Genomic DNA, 15,799 nt, shown 5'->3' with positions numbered 1-15,799 from the left:
ATTTTGATTTAATCATGGCAATATTTATGTCGTGAATTACTTATTCTTTCAGTTATTGCCCTCGAAAAACCTGCTCAACCATTAGCTTTTTGCTCCATTTCATGATGTGTTTAGCATCGCTTGTTTTGTTGACAGTCATGCTCTGACCCCATTCACTGACGTCTAAGAAGCTTGCGCCAAGGGCTGATTTAGTCATAGCCGGCACACTTCCTGCTATTGGTTGCCTCATAAATCTAACCCTCTGTTCTAGGGATGACCCTTCATTAATAATAAGTTATATTTTTCGACGAAATATCAAATATACTAAAAGTTTAATGAGGTAAAACAAACATCCTCCAATAATCAATCCCGTTAAAACAATCACAAATGGAAAAATATTTTGCATTTTCTGATTAAAAGCAAATTCATTAGGATGGTAAATTCCTACAATACGTTTTAGACAAAACTCTAAAAGAGGAGTCGATATCCATGGTGCAGATATTATTCCCAATAATAAACAAGTTATAGCTAAGACAATTTTCATATTTTTAGTAGTTTTCATTAGGGAGCCCCAACCATCCATGACTTAACAAGTATGACCGACATTACATGATGAAAACGCCATTCTTGATCCAAGAGCTTATCATGAACTTGATCCGAAACGACTGTCCCATCTGGACACTTGCAAATAGTTCGAACGGTCATGCGTTTTTCCCATAAGTGATCTACGCTTTCTATTCTGTATTCAAAATACCAAATCATAGCGAAATGTACTACCTCTGTACGAGCATTGTAACCGATCTGACCAGTGTCACGCCAAGTTGGGGGACTTATTACAATATCTTCACAATAAACCAACAAGCCTGAAGGATCTTTTTTATCAATTGGCTCATTAAAAACATATCTATACAAATTTACATCCCCTGCATTGAAACGAACCGGATCGGTCTGAAGGAACCTCCCCAACTCTGGCGAATAGACGCGGTTTCGATAGTCATACAATCCAATCTCTTTTAAATATTCACGACCTGTGAATAAAAATCTATTACCGAAAGACGAAGCGCTTAACTCTTGACCTTGGGCATTATAAATTGTGGGCTCGCCAAAGGCGTCGTATTGGTAGCTTTCAACGATTTGGCCTTTGGCGCTGGTTAGATGAATGACGTTGCCTAAAGCGTCTTGGTGATAGTAAACGGTGTCGCCATTTTCGGTTTTGCTAATGAGTTCGTCGATGTTGGCACCGTGGATGTAGCTAGCAATCAGTTGAGCTTTACTATTATATTCAGCGATGAGGTTCCAATCGTCATAAACCAAATAAATCACTTCACCATTGATTTCGCGTTTAATTACTCTATTGCGTGCGTCATAAAAACATTTTACCACTGAGTTCATAGAGTTTGCGGAGGAAAGTCTGTTTTGGCTATCGTAACTATAAGTTTTCTCTGCGCCCTCAGCGTTCTCTGCGGTTAAATTGCCGTTGTTGTCGTAGCTAAAATTTACAGGCACGGATGCCTGTGCTACTTCGTATTGATTAAGATTGTTCGCTTGATAAGTCGTAGGCTGATTTAACCAGTTGTCGTTGACTTGAATTCGATTCCCCACTTTGTCCCATTGGTAGTCGACCACGCGTTTGCCTTCGTTATAGAAAGCTTGTTTGAGCTGATCGGTTTTGTCGTATTGATAATCGGTTACAATGGAGAAAAGGGCTTTTTGTTTGCGCGAGGTGATGTTGTTGACGGTATTGTAAACATAATCCAGTGCATCAAATATATTCTGATCACTGGACCGCGTAATGTTTTTCAATCGATTGGCGGTATCGTATTGATAAGTCGCTAATTGGGTAATATTATTGGGAGTTAAACTTTTGGTTAATCGATTCCCAACTTTGTCATAAGTATAGCTGACCAGCAGTTGCTGATTTTGGGAAATGGTTTTGAGCTGTTTTCTGGCTGTATAAGCGTAACTTAGTAATGTGCCATTGGGATAAGTCATGGTCTTTTTCAGTCCGCTTTTATCGTAGGTATACTGAACACTGAAAGCTGATGGCTGATCGCTTAATTTCTGTGTTTCGCTCAAGAGCCGATTCGCAGCATCATAACTGTAAGTCAACTGGCTATTGGCATTATTCAAAGTCAGTAAGCGACCTGCTAAATCATAAGTTTTAATCACATCAGCGGTGTTATCGCTCCAATCACAGGTAAGCTCGCGATCGCGCAAATCATAGGTGCAGGTGCGTGTTGCGCCATTGCGGGCGGTGTAAGTTTTTAAGTTTCCAGCTTTATCGTAATCCCAGTTTTCCTTGCTGTTATCGGGGTAAATCAAGCTTTTGCGACGGTTGAGTAAATCATACGTGTAAGTGTAAGTGCTGTTTTTAGCGTCGATTAATTTTTCCAGATTATCGCTGTTGTCGTAGGCCATCTGGGTGATGTTGTTTTCAGCATCGACAGTTTTAATGAGTCGATCCATGGAATCATAATGGTAAGAAGTTACAGCGCCATTAGCTCGGGTTTCGGTTTTGAGGTTGCCAACTTTGTCGTAAGTGTAGCTGGTGATGTTGCCCAGTGGGTCGGTCCGGGTAAGAAGTTTGTGGTTGAGATCGTAGCTCTGGGTGGTTTGATGACCGTTGGGGTCGGTGATACCGGTTAGATCACTTACTGCATCATATATATATGTGGTGATGGCGGCATCAGGAGTATTAGCGCCTTCGATTTGTTGGGTGCGATTGCCGCTTTTGTCGTAGAAATAGTGGATTTCCCTACCCTCAGGATCGATGATTTTGCTAATCGTCGTAGCAGCACTACAAGTTCCACAATCGGGCGCTTTACCGTATTGGTAGGTGGTTTTTCCACCTTCGGGATCGGTAAGGGTTTTTAATCGGTTGTATTCATCGTAAGTATAAGTAGTCGCAAAGCCGAGTTCGTTTTCGTCCTGTATCAAGTTTCCATAGGTGTCGTAGGTTTTGATGTATTGGCTATTGTCAGGATAGGTGATGGTTAATAATTTGCCCCGGGCATTGTAGGCGTAGCTAGTGGTATGATTCAAAGCATCGGTTTGGGTAAGAATATTTCCCGCTGCATTATGAGTATAAGTCGTGACATTGCCCAAGGCATCGGTAACTGTTTTTAAGTCGCCATACCATCCTCCGGGTTCGCCCTGGTAATATGTATATGTGGTGATGCCGCCGTTGCGAGCGGTGTGAGTTAACATTTGGTTATCAGAATTGTAAGTCCAACTTTCGCTAGTACCATCCGGATAGGTTTTTTTGATGGGAAGATCTTCTTCGTTGCGTTCAATGGTTGTGGTATGACCTTCTTCATCGGTGCTAGTTAATAGAAAGCCGTTAGCATTATAAGCGTAGCTACGGCTGTTGCCCAAAGGATCGATCTGCTTGGTGATCCGACCTTGTGCATCATGCTGGTAGTTAATTTCAGCACCATTGGGATAAAGCCGTTTACTCACATAACCAAAGCCGCCTTGCGAATAAAAAATCTTTTCCCATCGCCCTTCGCCATCCACTCGTTCCACAAGCAATCCCTTGTAAAACTTTCGATAAGTGCCCGTGCCATCCCCTTCGACCACCCAACTTTCACTGCCAGCGCCTAAAGGCAAGCTGACAACCAGCTCATCTGTTAAGAGATTTCTTTCCTCTTTAGCCATGCCTATAACCATATAATCACGACCCACACCAAATTTAGGTTCGTAATTGTAGACCCAACGAATGTGAGATCCCGGGCCCTCCAACATCGGATCATCCGCTGTGGCCAAAAGTGGCCTGCCCTCAGTTAGACTTTGGCCGCCCACATAAGTGTAGTTGGCTTTTTCGCCATCAGGATAAGTCACGCTTTTTAAAATGGTGTTCGTAACTAAAAAAGTGTCGTAGTTATAAACCACTTCTCGTCCATCGCTGCTTTTGATTTTGCTGATGCGCTCTTGTCCGTTGATTTCCTTTCGCTCCAAAGTAATAAATCGACCAAAACGGTTTTGAATTTTGATGAGACGATTTTGATTGTCATATTCCAATTCCCACATCTGTCCTTCAGGATCCCGAACGCCGACTAAAGCGTAATTAGGATGATCAGTACGAGCAAAGTAATATTCCCAACCTTCCGGCGTTACCAATGTCTGACCATTTTTCGATTTTCCATTGGGCTTCCATTGGTAAAGCCTTTCACCACGACTTGGTCCTGGTGCTCGTAACATTCCCGTATTATCGGTGGCCCAAAAATCTATTGTTTCGCCTTCAGGTGTGTTTAATCGAATATCGATAAAGCCATTGTGTTTACTATCACGATCTTTCAATTCCCACGCCCAATTATGTTGCCAAGTATTGACTGCACCCAACTCCCATGCCTTGCTAATATAGTTGCGATATCGACTGCGATATAAGCGTTTAAATTCTACCGATGAATTACCAAAAGTTTGTAAATCCAATATCTCTCTTTGCACATTTCCATTACCGGGGCCAATAGGATTGACACCCACCCTTTCCCGTTTGTCATAGTTGATGACTTCAGTCCATTCCTTTAGAACAGCAAAAGTGTCTGACGGCTTAAAAAATAAAATGAAAAGGGTGAAAATAAAAATGGGCTTTTTACACATACGCCTCATTTTCATCTTTGTTTAAATCTGTAGCAAGATTTTTCTTAAATAATTATGAACATTTTTCACTTATAAGTTTTTCTTATACTAGCTTGGCATCTTTTTGAAGGATGTTAATCAATCTCTTAATCAACCACTTCACATACAAACTATAATAAGTCGGATTATCGAGGTAACGTGAAAGATTTTTTAACAATCGATCCGATTCCCCTGGCATAAGCCATTGCAGTTGAAGGTAAAGCAACAAATGTTTTTTACTTAAATAAGTTGAAATCGCTTGGTCATGTGGCTCTGCATAAAAAACAAAATCCCGGTGCGGCAAAGAAAAATGTCGGCAAGACTGGTAGCTTCTTAAGCTTGGTTGGATTTTTTCAGAAATGTAAAAATGTCCCCCGTTATTAAAATAAAGCGAGAGCAAACAAGCTTCAGGAAGGATTTGAAGAATATCTTTTTTAAGATTCATGCTCTTCATGCGCCAAACTTCCGCCATATAAATTCCACCAATATCAACGAGAAGATTTTTCTCATCCTGGGAGAGTTCTGAAAAAATTTCTGGCCGATATCCTTCAACAAAAAGACAAGTCAATCGCCAATAAAAATTTGCCTTTTGAATTTGGGCCAAAGAACGACAGATTTGAGGATAGCTTTTATCCTCCAAATAACCCTTTTCATCTTCAATGAACGCTCGTAAATTATTGTGATTAATTTTAACCAAATAAGTGCCATAAGAAAAAAAGGGTGCTTTCAAAAACAAGCCTTGTTTCTTATCAAAAAGCATAAGTGTCGCCAAACGACCTCGAGCCGGCGGCAACAATGAATCGCTCAAAGAATTTCCGGCCCCTGTATTAATCGTTATTTTATCTTGATCCACTTGCATGAAAACATTGGTGTAAGAAGCCAGCAGCCGAATTAACGCTTTTCTTTCATTTCCTGATTCAAGATGAAAATCATCATTAAACTTCTTTTGCTTTTCAGCGCTCAACCGGTCATAAAAAGTTATCTGAGGAGAAGTGTCAAAATTAAGCCGAGGCGCTTGATTGGTTAAAAAGTAATCATAAAGATAATTTCGCACATAAGGCGCAAGACCAACACGTGAGGGAAATGAAGTCTGATAAAAACCTTCCTGGTTTTTGGTGAGATCAAGACTGGGAGTTGGCCATAAAAACCGCCAATCGATAAAAAAATAGCCAGCAAACCCAACAAAAAACAGGGTTAAAATTAAAAAACCAGAGCGATTAAGAAAACGTTTACTTATCACAAGATTCAGTTGTAATTTAATGCAATCCATTTTTAAATCTCTTTTTCAATCCCATGCGCAACCCTCAAAAATCAGTCAGCGATCATTTGGTCAAATGGTTCCCGCTATTGCTTGTTGTTGGGGTGCTTTATTTTGTTTATCAACGAGTCGTTGTATATATCTCTCCAGGCTACAAAGGCATCCTTATCCAAGGCAATCAAGTTCAAGGTAACCTTCTCAATGAAGGCTTTCATTTCAAATGGCCTTTCTTTAGTCGGATAGAATTTGTCAATTTACGTCTGTTAAATTACGAGGTGAACTTGGAAGGTTATTCGAAAGATTTGCAGCCGATTCGCGGCAAAGTGAATTTACTATTCATTTTAAACCCGGACAATTTTCCCAAAGTTTACCAAAAAATTGGGAACTCCAAAAATCTCATACAAAACCTTTTCATTCCAACAGTGAAAACGACTTTTCAAAACCTCGCAGCCCAAGCGGAAGCCAAGGAATGGATTATTCATCGTGAAAACATGGCAAACCAATTCCAACAAAACATGCAATCCAGCATGAATCAACTCTTGCAACCTTTAACCTTCGAAGAAATTGTCCAATTAAAAAGTTTTTCCTTAACCGAACTTCGATTACCCAATGATCTTTTAAAAATGTGGCAGGCCAACTCACGTTCTGAGCTTTTGATTCAAAACATTCAGCGAGAAGCTAATGCTTTAAAAGGCAATGAAGCTGTTTTATCATTGCGAACCATCGAAAAACTTAACGACTCGTTTACTTCATCCAATTTGATTCGATCTACCCTTTCCACCAATCTTAATTTGTCTACTTCTGTTCCCGCTCGGCCTTAAGAAATCATAGCATAACTTATGTTATTTTTTCGCAATTCACTGCTCCATTGATCCCGTAATGCTTGTGAAAACTTTGCTTTAGGAATAACAAAAATTAGCTCTATTTTGCCCTGATCCAACAGTGTCGTTACCTCAAAAGCACTTCGACTTGCCGAGGGGCAAAGATTTCTAGCAAAGAAAACGGCATCAAATAAAATACTTCTTCTTTCCTTGGCATTGAAATGAGCTAACTGCCCTGCCTCATTAAAATCGTAAATAAAACATCTCGGAAATTTATCTTTAAAACGCAAAACTAAATTTTCGCGACCAATTTTTATTTCATCATTCAGTTCCAACACTTCTTTCAATTTAGCGCTTTGCAAAATCTCAATTCCGCGAGAATAAAAGGGTGTTATTGTCCATTGTTTGATTAAGCCAGCGCCTGTCTTGATTAATTTTTCGGCAGTAAAAGCCCCCCCCTCAAACCATAAGATTTTATTCGGAAAACAAAGGGTTATTTCACCTCCTCGATTGAAACAAACTCGAATTTCTTCAGCTAAAACTTTCAGTTGCCATATTTTTTCCTCTTTATTGATCTCAAGATATCCCCATTTAACAGGCTCTGATAAATTTTTTAATTTTTCCAACCATTCCAATAGAGAAAGCACATGAGGCGTCTCTTGATTCAAGAACTCCTCATTTTTTCTTACCTGACGCAAGGCTCCTAAAGTCGTTAATCCCAAATAAGCAAATTGAGCTGTGGGACTGGACGAAAAATTCCAAAGAAAAGCAGTGCCTATAAAAAAAATAAAACCGCTTTGAATGACTAAATTATAATTTTTATCACTAAAAGCTTTTACCTGTTCATAAGCCAAAAGGGAATTAATGACAAAAAAGGGAGCCAACCAAAGAAAAGATTCAAAAGAAAAATTTCTCAAAATTAACGTTCCAAGACTCATAATCATGATCCAAACGCCCACCCCCCAAAGCAGTGAAAAATCCTCTACCTGCCTTTGAAATTGCTTACGAAAATTCTCATAGAGCCCTTCTTCCAATCGCTTAAAGTCAAAATAAAACATCTGGGCCCATTCCCGACTGGCAACCAAAAGCGGTGATAAAATAAAAATAAGCGTTAAAATATTGCCCGACTCTGATCCACTTTTTATATGATGAAAGAAAAGAATCAAAAGCAACACTTCATAACGCATGAAGGCGTGTGCTAAACCTGCAATGAAAAAGTGATCATTTTTTAATAGCGGCCCAAACCGTTGCCATTTTTTCAAAGAAAGATTCAATGATAAAGGCCAATAACGATAAAAATAATAAACTTTTTTAGTATAATAAAAACGGATAGAAAAATTCAGCAAACTTGAAATTAAAAATGCCAGAGGCAACGCCCAAACCCCAAACCAGGGAAATAATGCTAAACTGCCTAAAGAACTGACAAGTTCTATCGCCACAATCCAATATAACGGTCGATAAATACGGCGTATGGCGTAAACACCAGAATGAAATGTCGTAAGAGGAATTTCCAGTAAAAAACGAAAAAAACAAATTAACCCGTAAACGGTTTCCATTCGGATCCCATGACGCAATTTATCAAGTCCCACTCCCAACAAAATCACTAATCCCAAAAAACTGATTAATAAACTAAAAGAAAGCCATATACCAATGACCTCTGGCATTTTAAATGATTTACCGGCTCGATGAAGTTTACGAAGTTTTTCCCGAAATACCTCCAAAGCGCCCCACCAAAATCCACTACCCAAAACTAAAAGAATTCTAATGCCGATCAAAACGTAAGCAACAGCCGTTGGCAATAAGGTGAGGAGAACTTTTAACTCAATTAAACGAAGCATCACTTCAACGACAGTTCGAAAAGTAAAATATCTCAAACGAAACCAGGCATAGCGCAAAAAGCTTCCTCCCAATAAAGTCTCTTCCAAAGTAACAATGGCTTCAGACTTTTTTCTTTGATTATCAAACCATTGATTCAACTTCTTCATAGTCATTTAACCTTCGCCCAAATCGATTTCGCGCATGACAAAGGGATATTAAACCCCATTTTTTTCTCATTTTTTGATAAGAATATTGTCGAAATCCGCGCGGCGACTGACTCCCTGTTAAACCTTCCAAAACCAAGACAGCCAATAAGTAGTCAATCTGTTTGAGTTGTTCGCGATTAGTAATAATACTTCTTAAAAAGTCTGCATATTTTTGTGACCGCGACGAATTAGGATCCAATGTTTCATTAATCATGTGACAAATAATCTTTCCCGCCTTTTCCTTGTTATCATCTTTGATCGATTGAACCGTTCGCAAAATTCTTTGACGTAGCTCTTCCAATATCACCCTTAATTTCTCAGGTTTGAGTGCAACGGTTGCATTAAAATAAACGCTGCACCCCAAAAAATCTACCACCACAGCAGCTTTAGCCCTTTTCAAAGGGCAAGGTCGCCCTGCTCCATTGAAAAACAGTTCTTTTTCCTTGTCGGGATTTGTCGTTAAAAAAAGCTGTTTCAGCATGGTATTTATTTGTTCTTTGGCTTGTTCAACAATTTTATGCTCAGGATGAGCAAACAATAAATCATCCGAATAACGCGCATAAAATGCTCCAGAAATTTGATCGAGCATTTTATCCAACGGATGAAGATAAAAATTAAATAATGTCGTTGAAATGGGTGATCCCGTAGGAACCCCTTCAAGTTTGGTGAAACATTGTCCTTTTTTAATATACACTTCAGGACGCAAAACTTGTTGAATCAATCCCCAAATTTTTAATTCATTTTTAGAAGAAGGATAAAACTTAAAAAGTTCTTTTAACTGTTCCCAAACCGGTGAGCTATTGCCAACGGGGATGGTGTCCGTATAACTTTTAATATCGCATCGCAATACATAAATCCCCCGCTTTTTGGGATCTTTAACTTTTTGACGATAATCTCGCACATAATGGGAAAAATTCTGTACCGCCTTCCACCAATCTCTTCCTTTCAAATAAGAATAAAGACAAGGTGAAAAATTGGGCAACATCAATTCTAAAATCAAATCAGCTATTACCCCATGCAAAAGATAATCAGAAAGTCGAAAATGAAATAACTCGCGCTCTTTCCCATTAACTACAATCGTCCTTAGTCGAGCCGGTTTTAATTCATATTCCCCTTGAGCTACTGTTTTTGCCATGAGTTTAGCAAAACGTTTTTCATCTCGAATCACAGACGCTAAAGCCACTTCATCTTGTTCAATGGAAAATAATCTTCGGCTTTGGGCATGTTTTAAATGCAGTTTGGAAATCTGGATTTGGTAACGCTTGGCTTCACTAAGATATTGCACCAAGCTTTTCATGCATTTTCACAATCGCTGTTTTTTGAAATAGGCGCTCAATGGGTAACGAGTTTTCTTTATTCTTAACAAACCATAAGTTTGGATAAGCCGCAAGTCTAGGACCGGAGTGCCGGATGTTGCAAACCGCAGGCACGTAGGGACGCAGACGCGCTAAGCGAACCACTACCAAACCATATAAGATTTATAAATTCTAAGACAAAACCAAAGCCGCAGCTTCTGGAATTATCCAATTTCATAGCATTTTCGTTAAACGTTTCTAACGAAAAGAGCCATTGAACACCTATTTCAAAAAACAGAATCATTTTTATAAAGAATCTTTAGTCTGGCGTCAACTTTAAGCTATGGCGATTTTTTCTTTTCTTCTTCTTTCTTTTCAAAGGTTCTAACTTTTCTTTCATTGGGGATGGATTCGGAATATTTTGCCAACTGAGAAGCATTAAAATTTCGTATTCCCTCCGATAACTGCAAAGAGTAGTTGAGCGATTGTTGCCCTTGATCAAAAGGCTCGGGATATTTAAAATTTCGAAACCATTGCATTTTGAGTTTCAAAGGCAAGGTGTCAGGTGGAAGCAAGGGTGAAATAGGAACCTGTTGAGCTGTCGAATGACAAGATAAACAGGATGAAACAGGATTATCCACCACCCCATTCATTCTTCCCGCATAACCGCCTTTTCTCGGTAGAAAATCCAAGTCAGGATTTAACCACGTCTCTTTAATAACAGCTTCTTTCGCTGCCACCATTTCTTCTGTCACGCCAGGATCATTTCCCCACATGAGGCCGACAGGCATCATTTTGTCCCAAACTGTTTTTCCTTGAAGCATTCCGTTGTAAACAAATGCGCCAAATACCCACCCTGTTTCTTCCGATCGGGAATCACGCACAGCTAGATCAACTTGAATTAAATGAAGCGGTTCAATTTTTCGTTTCAAGCTGTCTTTCAAGTTTTCGTGAATAAATGCTTCCCAGGTTTTAGCGCCTTTTAAATAGGCCACCTCTTTTTCATCAGCTTGGGTGAAGATTAATTTTACCGAAACTGTGCCTACAGGAAAGTCAGCTTTGCTAGGATCAGGGGCTTGGGGATTTTGCCAAACCTGTCCAACCGTATAACCTCCTGCTGCATTATAAAGTCCTACTCCCCAATTTTGGTATTGGTTGGTTTGCGATGTGGCTAATTCACCTGGCAATGAATCTCTTTCCCGCGTTAATCCATGCACAAACTCCCTGCCATTGGAATCCCAATGCAACCAAGGCGCATGATACCACTTCCTTATTTTGTTATGTTGCCCTGCCCAATCAACTTCTTCGTTGCCTTCGATGGCATAGTTTAATACTGCTTTGAGATATTTTTTCGGCTCTTTTTTGAAATCAATTTGTTCCCAGGCTAAATCTTTTTCTGGCTCAAGTTTTTGAGGATAATCCTGACTTAATTGAAACACTGACCCCTTCCAGTTTTCGATCGGCTTTTCATGCGCGTCGGGAAATTTTTGTTCTTCGGCTAAAGCTGTTTCAACTTTAAGCAAAAGTGTTAAAGCAAATGGCAGACAAACCCACATATTAATAAGCTTCATAAGGAAACTGGATTTGGACGACTTTCGCAATGTTTCATTAAAAGAAAAGAATATAAATTTCCTGTGGTTGTTTTCTTGATTTTAATACAGCCAGCGTCGCTTCGCGATCATTCAAAGCAACTGCTCATCTCTGATCGTTAGCTTTTAATCATCGCTTGCTTAAAATCCTCCTGGAACCCAAGAATCATCATGTTCCACAACATATTGTTACGATGGCTCGCTCTTCAAGCGGTAAGCTTTGATCTGTTCAAAGATTTCAGTTGCGCTCATTTTCGGATATGTTGTCAGTATAAAATTAATCTTTAAATGCTATAAAATCAAGGAACTATATTAGCAATGGTTGACACAGGTTCTATTATTAAATCATGCCCAACGAAATTTATCTTTTGATCGGATTAGGAATTGGCCTTTTGATTGGCTGGTTTTTTGCGCAACGGGTATATGCAGAGTCAAAAACACATTTTGCAGAAAATTTGCAAGCAGCGAAAGAGTCACAAGAAAAGGCTCTTACCGATTTGCGGGAGGCATTCAAAGCGTTGAGCGCGGATGCTCTCAAGCAAACGCATCCGGAATTTTTACGATTGGCGAATGAAACATTAGCAAAATTTCAGGAGACGGCTAAAGGCGATTTATCGCAACGTCAGCAGGCAATTGCAACATTGGTTGAACCTTTGAAGCAGCAGTTGGAAACTTATCAACGACGCTTAGCGCAAAGTGAAACGAGTCAATCGACAATTTTGGGCGAGGTAAAAAAACAGTTGGAAGGGCTCGCGCAAAATAGTCAGCTTTTATCCAATGAAACCTTTCAGTTAAGAAAAGTGCTAAGCTCAAATCAAGCGCGCGGACGTTGGGGTGAAGAAACGTTACGACGGATTGTGGAAGCGGCTGGAATGAGTGCTCATTGCGATTTTTCGGTGCAAGCGCAGAGTGGCGAAAGTAAACCGGATTTAATTGTGAAATTACCGGGCGATCGAATGATTATTGTGGATGCGAAAGTGCCGGATTTGGATTTTCTTGAGGCTATTGATACAGCGGATGAAATCAAACGTGCCGAAGCTTTGGCGGCACATGCCAATAAATTAAAAGCGACAATTAAAAATTTAGCCGATCGCGATTATCCTAAGCAGTTTCCGAATGCTCTGGATCATGTGGTTTTATTTTTACCGGCAGAATCGCTCTTTAGCGCGGCGCTTGAAGGCGATCGCGATTTAATGATTTGGGCACAAAATAAAAGAATTCTTGTCGCGACCCCCTGCTCGTTGATTGCGATTTTGCGTTCGGTCAGTATGAACTGGCAACAACAGGCGCAAACCGAAAATGCCCGTCAAATTGCCGTTGCGGCACAAGAATTATATTTGCGAGTCACGAAATTTACTGAACATTTAGAAAAAATTCGTAGCGGATTGACTCGAGCGAATTCTGCTTACAATGATGCGGTGGGCAGTTACGAAAGAATGGTGCGTCCCAGTGGAGAAAAGCTCGCAAAATTAGGCGGAGGTGTTAGTGGCAAAACCTTGGAAGATTTATCTTTAGTTGACGATTCTTTACGCCTCTCTACCACTCGCTCCGAATTCGAATTAAAACATGAGGATTTATCAACCGATGACGTTGAGTTTGATGCTGCAAAATTTTAAAGTTTAGGTATTCTTACTACTTTCAATCATGTTATCGTATCAGGAAATCATTCTTCGACTTGTCACATCAGCCATCTTGGGTGGTATTGTAGGGTTAGAACGTGAGCGGTTGGAATGGGCAGCGGGATTGCGGACGCACATGCTGGTTTGTCTCGGATCAGCTTTAATCATGATCGTTTCTTCATTTGGGTTTGCTGATATTTTGACCAATCCGCAGGCCATTTTAGATCCTTCGCGAGTTGCGGCTCAAGTAGTGAGTGGGATTGGTTTTCTCGGCGCGGGCACGATTTTATTTTTCCGACAAGAAATCATTCGCGGTCTTACAACCGCGGCAAGTCTTTGGACCATGGCAGGTGTGGGGTTGGCAGTGGGCGGCGGACTTTATTTTGCGGCCTTTGCGAGCACAGGATTAATCGTCGTCATTCTCGCAGTCATCAAACCTTGGGAAAGACGTTTGTTTCCTCGACAAAAAAATCTGGTCACGCTGTTGATTAATCGTCATGAAACATCTTTGAAAAAAATTGAAGACCTCTTTCAAGCTTCCGGCCTTACTGTCAAACAATTGACGTTAAAACAAGGGCATTCACCCAATAAAGATTATGCTCAATTTGAATTGGAGCGAAGCCCGTCGCGCGAAACGATTTTGACTTTGGTAGAGCAATTACAAAAGGTTGAAGGCGTCCAAGAAATTAAGGCGTAATCAAAATATATTTTTTGATCCAAAATTTAATTTAAGGATAAAAATTGTTAAATTAACGAGACTTAATTTTTTTAAACTCAACAGCTAAATATCGACGGAATTCTATTGGAATTCGTCGCCAGTCACAATCCATTAATGCTCCTTGAATCGCATAAGCCATATTCAAGGAAATCACATGTCCGGCTAAAATAAGTTTATGGCAAACTTCTAAAGTGCCAGCATTAGCTAATGCTTTAGCATCAAAAATACCAATTGACTCTATCAATTCAGCACTTTTAGGACCAAGATTACGCATTCTTGCCAACGGCGAAACATATTCTTTAGAAATTTTCACAAATCACAATTTACTTTCTTTAAATATTTTTTAATTTTTAAGGTAGTCGTCCCACTTTAACCTGTTTTTCAATAAGTTTTTCTACCGTTTGCCGCACTTCATCATATATGGGTTCTTCTCCATAGACTTGATAAGCTTCATGACGATCATCCTTAAAATAACCGTCGAGATGGAATAAAGGTTTCTCTGACTCGTCCAAGTCTTCATCCAGCTCATCCATGGCAACATCGCAGCGCAATAAAATTCTATAAACCGGTTGCTCTTCTTCATTTAAAACAGAGAAAACGTAGCGCGTTGGCACCTCCCCTTTTAACTCAAAATTCTCTGAAACCATTATCCTTCTTCCGGCAAATTCAGTTTGTTCTCGGACATAATATTCGGTTCGAATTAAACTAATCACTCTTTCGCTTTTTCGAAGGTCCCATAACGCTTCTCGCTCCTCGTCACGATCCGATAATTTTCCTAAAGCCTGATAAGTTTGAATTAACTTCGCCCTCACCTGCCAATCATTCGCGTCCAGATTTTTAAGCTTTTTCCAAAGTTTTAGCGCTTGAGAATAGTCACCCGCTTGAAAAGCAGCTAAACCGCCATTGTAAAGTAATCCTTGAGCATCTGGAACTAATGTTAAACCCTTTTGATATTCTATAAGTGCTTCAGTATATTTTTTTTCGGCAAGCAACGCATTACCTTTTTTCAAAATTGTTTCCACGCTCGAAACGTCTTCTACTTCCTTTTTTTTATGAGATGCTCCCATCGCACTAGGCATCCCATTCAAGAAAACAATTATGCTAATGACTAAAATCGTTTTCACTGATTCAATCATTTCTTCGAGTCAACCCAAAAATGACCAAACACGGGAGGGATTTCACGAATCATTGTGCGCAAACTTTTACCTTGTTTACGAAGTTTTTGATCTAACGATTCATCATCTCTGGCTTCATACGATAATACTTCTTCAATTAAAGTTTGCTGCTCCAGAAAACGTTCTCGATACGGATGACGTTCATCGGTCCAATGCCTTAAAAATCTTTCCCTGAAATCCTGTCGCCTCCACAAAAGTCGCGTATATTGCAAACGAGCCTGATCTTCAAAATTCACTATCATACTTATAATTTATTTCATTAATCCGCAATTACGAGCCCATTCCACATGCTTTAAATCGCGAGGTTCTGCTCTTTTTAGCTTAGGCGCTATTAAATCCACTACAGAAGGAACTACAACTTCAAGATTGCCATATTTTTTTTGAACTGCTCTTTCTTTCCATCCTTCAGGCAACAAATCAAGAGCTTCTTTAGGCATCAAATTGACATGCCAACCATGTTGCAATTCAAATTCACTTCCAATCATGGCATCGTAACAATATTCTGCCACGATTTCATCATTAGTAATCGGATCGACATCCATACTATTTTCAGGCAATGGTATTTCCAGACCAGCTTGATAAGCATGCCAAAGCAAACCACCCGAACCTATTAAAATAAGAGATGCAGAACGGGGCAATTGCTGTCCCCATGAAACAAGCCAATCCTCTATTTGTTTAGGATAGCGAAGTTCACGTTTTGGCAT

13 protein-coding genes are annotated in these 15,799 nt (G+C 39.8%); 3 read left to right on the top strand and 10 right to left on the bottom strand.

Annotation, left to right across the window (positions count from 1 at the left end; all coding sequences use genetic code 11):
• Positions 1-52: 52 nt before the first annotated feature.
• The 3 genes from K1X66_07810 to K1X66_07800 all read right to left on the bottom strand — a co-directional run bounded on the left by K1X66_07810 (position 53) and on the right by K1X66_07800 (position 5,866).
• Positions 53-229 carry a hypothetical protein gene (locus K1X66_07810; GenBank protein MBX7158275.1) on the bottom strand — a complete coding sequence of 59 codons (177 nt, stop codon included), beginning with the start codon at positions 227-229 and terminating at the stop codon, positions 53-55.
• Between the two features lie 311 nt (positions 230-540).
• Positions 541-4,578 (bottom strand): hypothetical protein, encoded by a 4,038-nt coding sequence (locus K1X66_07805; GenBank protein ID MBX7158274.1) that lies wholly within the window; start codon positions 4,576-4,578, stop codon positions 541-543.
• Positions 4,579-4,660: 82 nt separating this feature from the next.
• Entirely contained in the window at positions 4,661-5,866 is a 1,206-nt protein-coding gene (locus K1X66_07800) for a hypothetical protein (GenBank protein ID MBX7158273.1), read from the bottom strand.
• Between the two features lie 23 nt (positions 5,867-5,889).
• Here K1X66_07800 and K1X66_07795 point away from each other — a divergent pair, with 23 nt between their 5' ends.
• Positions 5,890-6,675, top strand: a complete 786-nt coding sequence (locus K1X66_07795; protein ID MBX7158272.1) for a hypothetical protein — start codon at positions 5,890-5,892, stop codon at positions 6,673-6,675.
• Here the strand turns inward: K1X66_07795 and K1X66_07790 are convergent.
• The 3 genes from K1X66_07790 to K1X66_07780 form a co-directional block, all read right to left on the bottom strand.
• The gene (locus K1X66_07790) at positions 6,672-8,660 is read right to left on the bottom strand and encodes a hypothetical protein (protein MBX7158271.1); all 1,989 of its coding nucleotides are present in this window, start codon (positions 8,658-8,660) and stop codon (positions 6,672-6,674) included. The two genes, K1X66_07795 and K1X66_07790, sit on opposite strands and share 4 nt — an antisense overlap.
• Entirely contained in the window at positions 8,635-9,996 is a 1,362-nt protein-coding gene (locus tag K1X66_07785) for a hypothetical protein (GenBank protein MBX7158270.1), read from the bottom strand. Before K1X66_07785 ends, K1X66_07790 begins: the two co-directional genes overlap by 26 nt.
• Before the next feature lie 339 nt (positions 9,997-10,335).
• Entirely contained in the window at positions 10,336-11,565 is a 1,230-nt protein-coding gene (locus K1X66_07780; GenBank protein MBX7158269.1) for a hypothetical protein, read from the bottom strand.
• Between the two features lie 365 nt (positions 11,566-11,930).
• On the opposite strand from K1X66_07780, the gene K1X66_07775 reads away from it, so the two are divergent.
• Both K1X66_07775 and K1X66_07770 read left to right on the top strand, forming a co-directional pair.
• Positions 11,931-13,199: a DNA recombination protein RmuC gene (locus K1X66_07775; protein ID MBX7158268.1), complete on the top strand. Its 1,269-nt coding sequence runs from the start codon at positions 11,931-11,933 to the stop codon at positions 13,197-13,199.
• Between the two features lie 28 nt (positions 13,200-13,227).
• Positions 13,228-13,899 (top strand): MgtC/SapB family protein, encoded by a 672-nt coding sequence (locus K1X66_07770; GenBank protein MBX7158267.1) that lies wholly within the window; start codon positions 13,228-13,230, stop codon positions 13,897-13,899.
• A gap of 52 nt (positions 13,900-13,951) precedes the next feature.
• On the opposite strand, the gene K1X66_07765 is transcribed toward K1X66_07770, so the two are convergent.
• Genes K1X66_07765 through K1X66_07750 form a run of 4 tightly spaced genes read right to left on the bottom strand, consistent with a single transcriptional unit; the run spans position 13,952 to position 15,799 of the window.
• Positions 13,952-14,233: a TfoX/Sxy family protein gene (locus K1X66_07765; protein MBX7158266.1), complete on the bottom strand. Its 282-nt coding sequence runs from the start codon at positions 14,231-14,233 to the stop codon at positions 13,952-13,954.
• Between the two features lie 37 nt (positions 14,234-14,270).
• Positions 14,271-15,056, bottom strand: coding sequence for a tetratricopeptide repeat protein (locus K1X66_07760; GenBank protein MBX7158265.1), 786 nt, complete (start codon positions 15,054-15,056; stop codon positions 14,271-14,273).
• A complete protein-coding gene (locus K1X66_07755; protein ID MBX7158264.1) occupies positions 15,053-15,337 on the bottom strand; it encodes a hypothetical protein in 285 nt (94 codons plus the stop codon). The genes K1X66_07760 and K1X66_07755 overlap by 4 nt, the downstream gene beginning before the upstream one ends.
• A gap of 9 nt (positions 15,338-15,346) precedes the next feature.
• On the bottom strand, positions 15,347-15,799 hold the full coding sequence (locus K1X66_07750; GenBank protein MBX7158263.1) for a hypothetical protein: 453 nt from the start codon (positions 15,797-15,799) through the stop codon (positions 15,347-15,349).

Source organism: Verrucomicrobiia bacterium, assembly GCA_019694135.1.
Taxonomy (GTDB): domain Bacteria; phylum Verrucomicrobiota; class Verrucomicrobiia; order JADLBR01; family JAIBCM01; genus JAIBCM01.
This window is presented reverse-complemented; position numbering and strand designations above follow the sequence as displayed.

Bases quoted from the DNA above. Each gene is read 5' to 3' on its own strand.
- K1X66_07780 (MBX7158269.1), bottom strand. From the start codon at position 11,565: ATGAAGCTTATTAATATGTGGGTTTGTCTGCCATTTGCTTTAACACTT.
- K1X66_07775 (MBX7158268.1), top strand. From the start codon at position 11,931: ATGCCCAACGAAATTTATCTTTTGATCGGATTAGGAATTGGCCTTTTG.
- K1X66_07805 (MBX7158274.1), bottom strand. From the start codon at position 4,578: ATGTGTAAAAAGCCCATTTTTATTTTCACCCTTTTCATTTTATTTTTT.
- K1X66_07760 (MBX7158265.1), bottom strand. From the start codon at position 15,056: ATGATTGAATCAGTGAAAACGATTTTAGTCATTAGCATAATTGTTTTC.
- K1X66_07810 (MBX7158275.1), bottom strand. From the start codon at position 229: ATGAGGCAACCAATAGCAGGAAGTGTGCCGGCTATGACTAAATCAGCC.
- K1X66_07785 (MBX7158270.1), bottom strand. From the start codon at position 9,996: ATGAAAAGCTTGGTGCAATATCTTAGTGAAGCCAAGCGTTACCAAATC.
- K1X66_07750 (MBX7158263.1), bottom strand. From the start codon at position 15,799: ATGCCAAAACGTGAACTTCGCTATCCTAAACAAATAGAGGATTGGCTT.
- K1X66_07790 (MBX7158271.1), bottom strand. From the start codon at position 8,660: ATGAAGAAGTTGAATCAATGGTTTGATAATCAAAGAAAAAAGTCTGAA.
- K1X66_07800 (MBX7158273.1), bottom strand. From the start codon at position 5,866: ATGGATTGCATTAAATTACAACTGAATCTTGTGATAAGTAAACGTTTT.
- K1X66_07770 (MBX7158267.1), top strand. From the start codon at position 13,228: ATGTTATCGTATCAGGAAATCATTCTTCGACTTGTCACATCAGCCATC.
- K1X66_07795 (MBX7158272.1), top strand. From the start codon at position 5,890: ATGCGCAACCCTCAAAAATCAGTCAGCGATCATTTGGTCAAATGGTTC.
- K1X66_07755 (MBX7158264.1), bottom strand. From the start codon at position 15,337: ATGATAGTGAATTTTGAAGATCAGGCTCGTTTGCAATATACGCGACTT.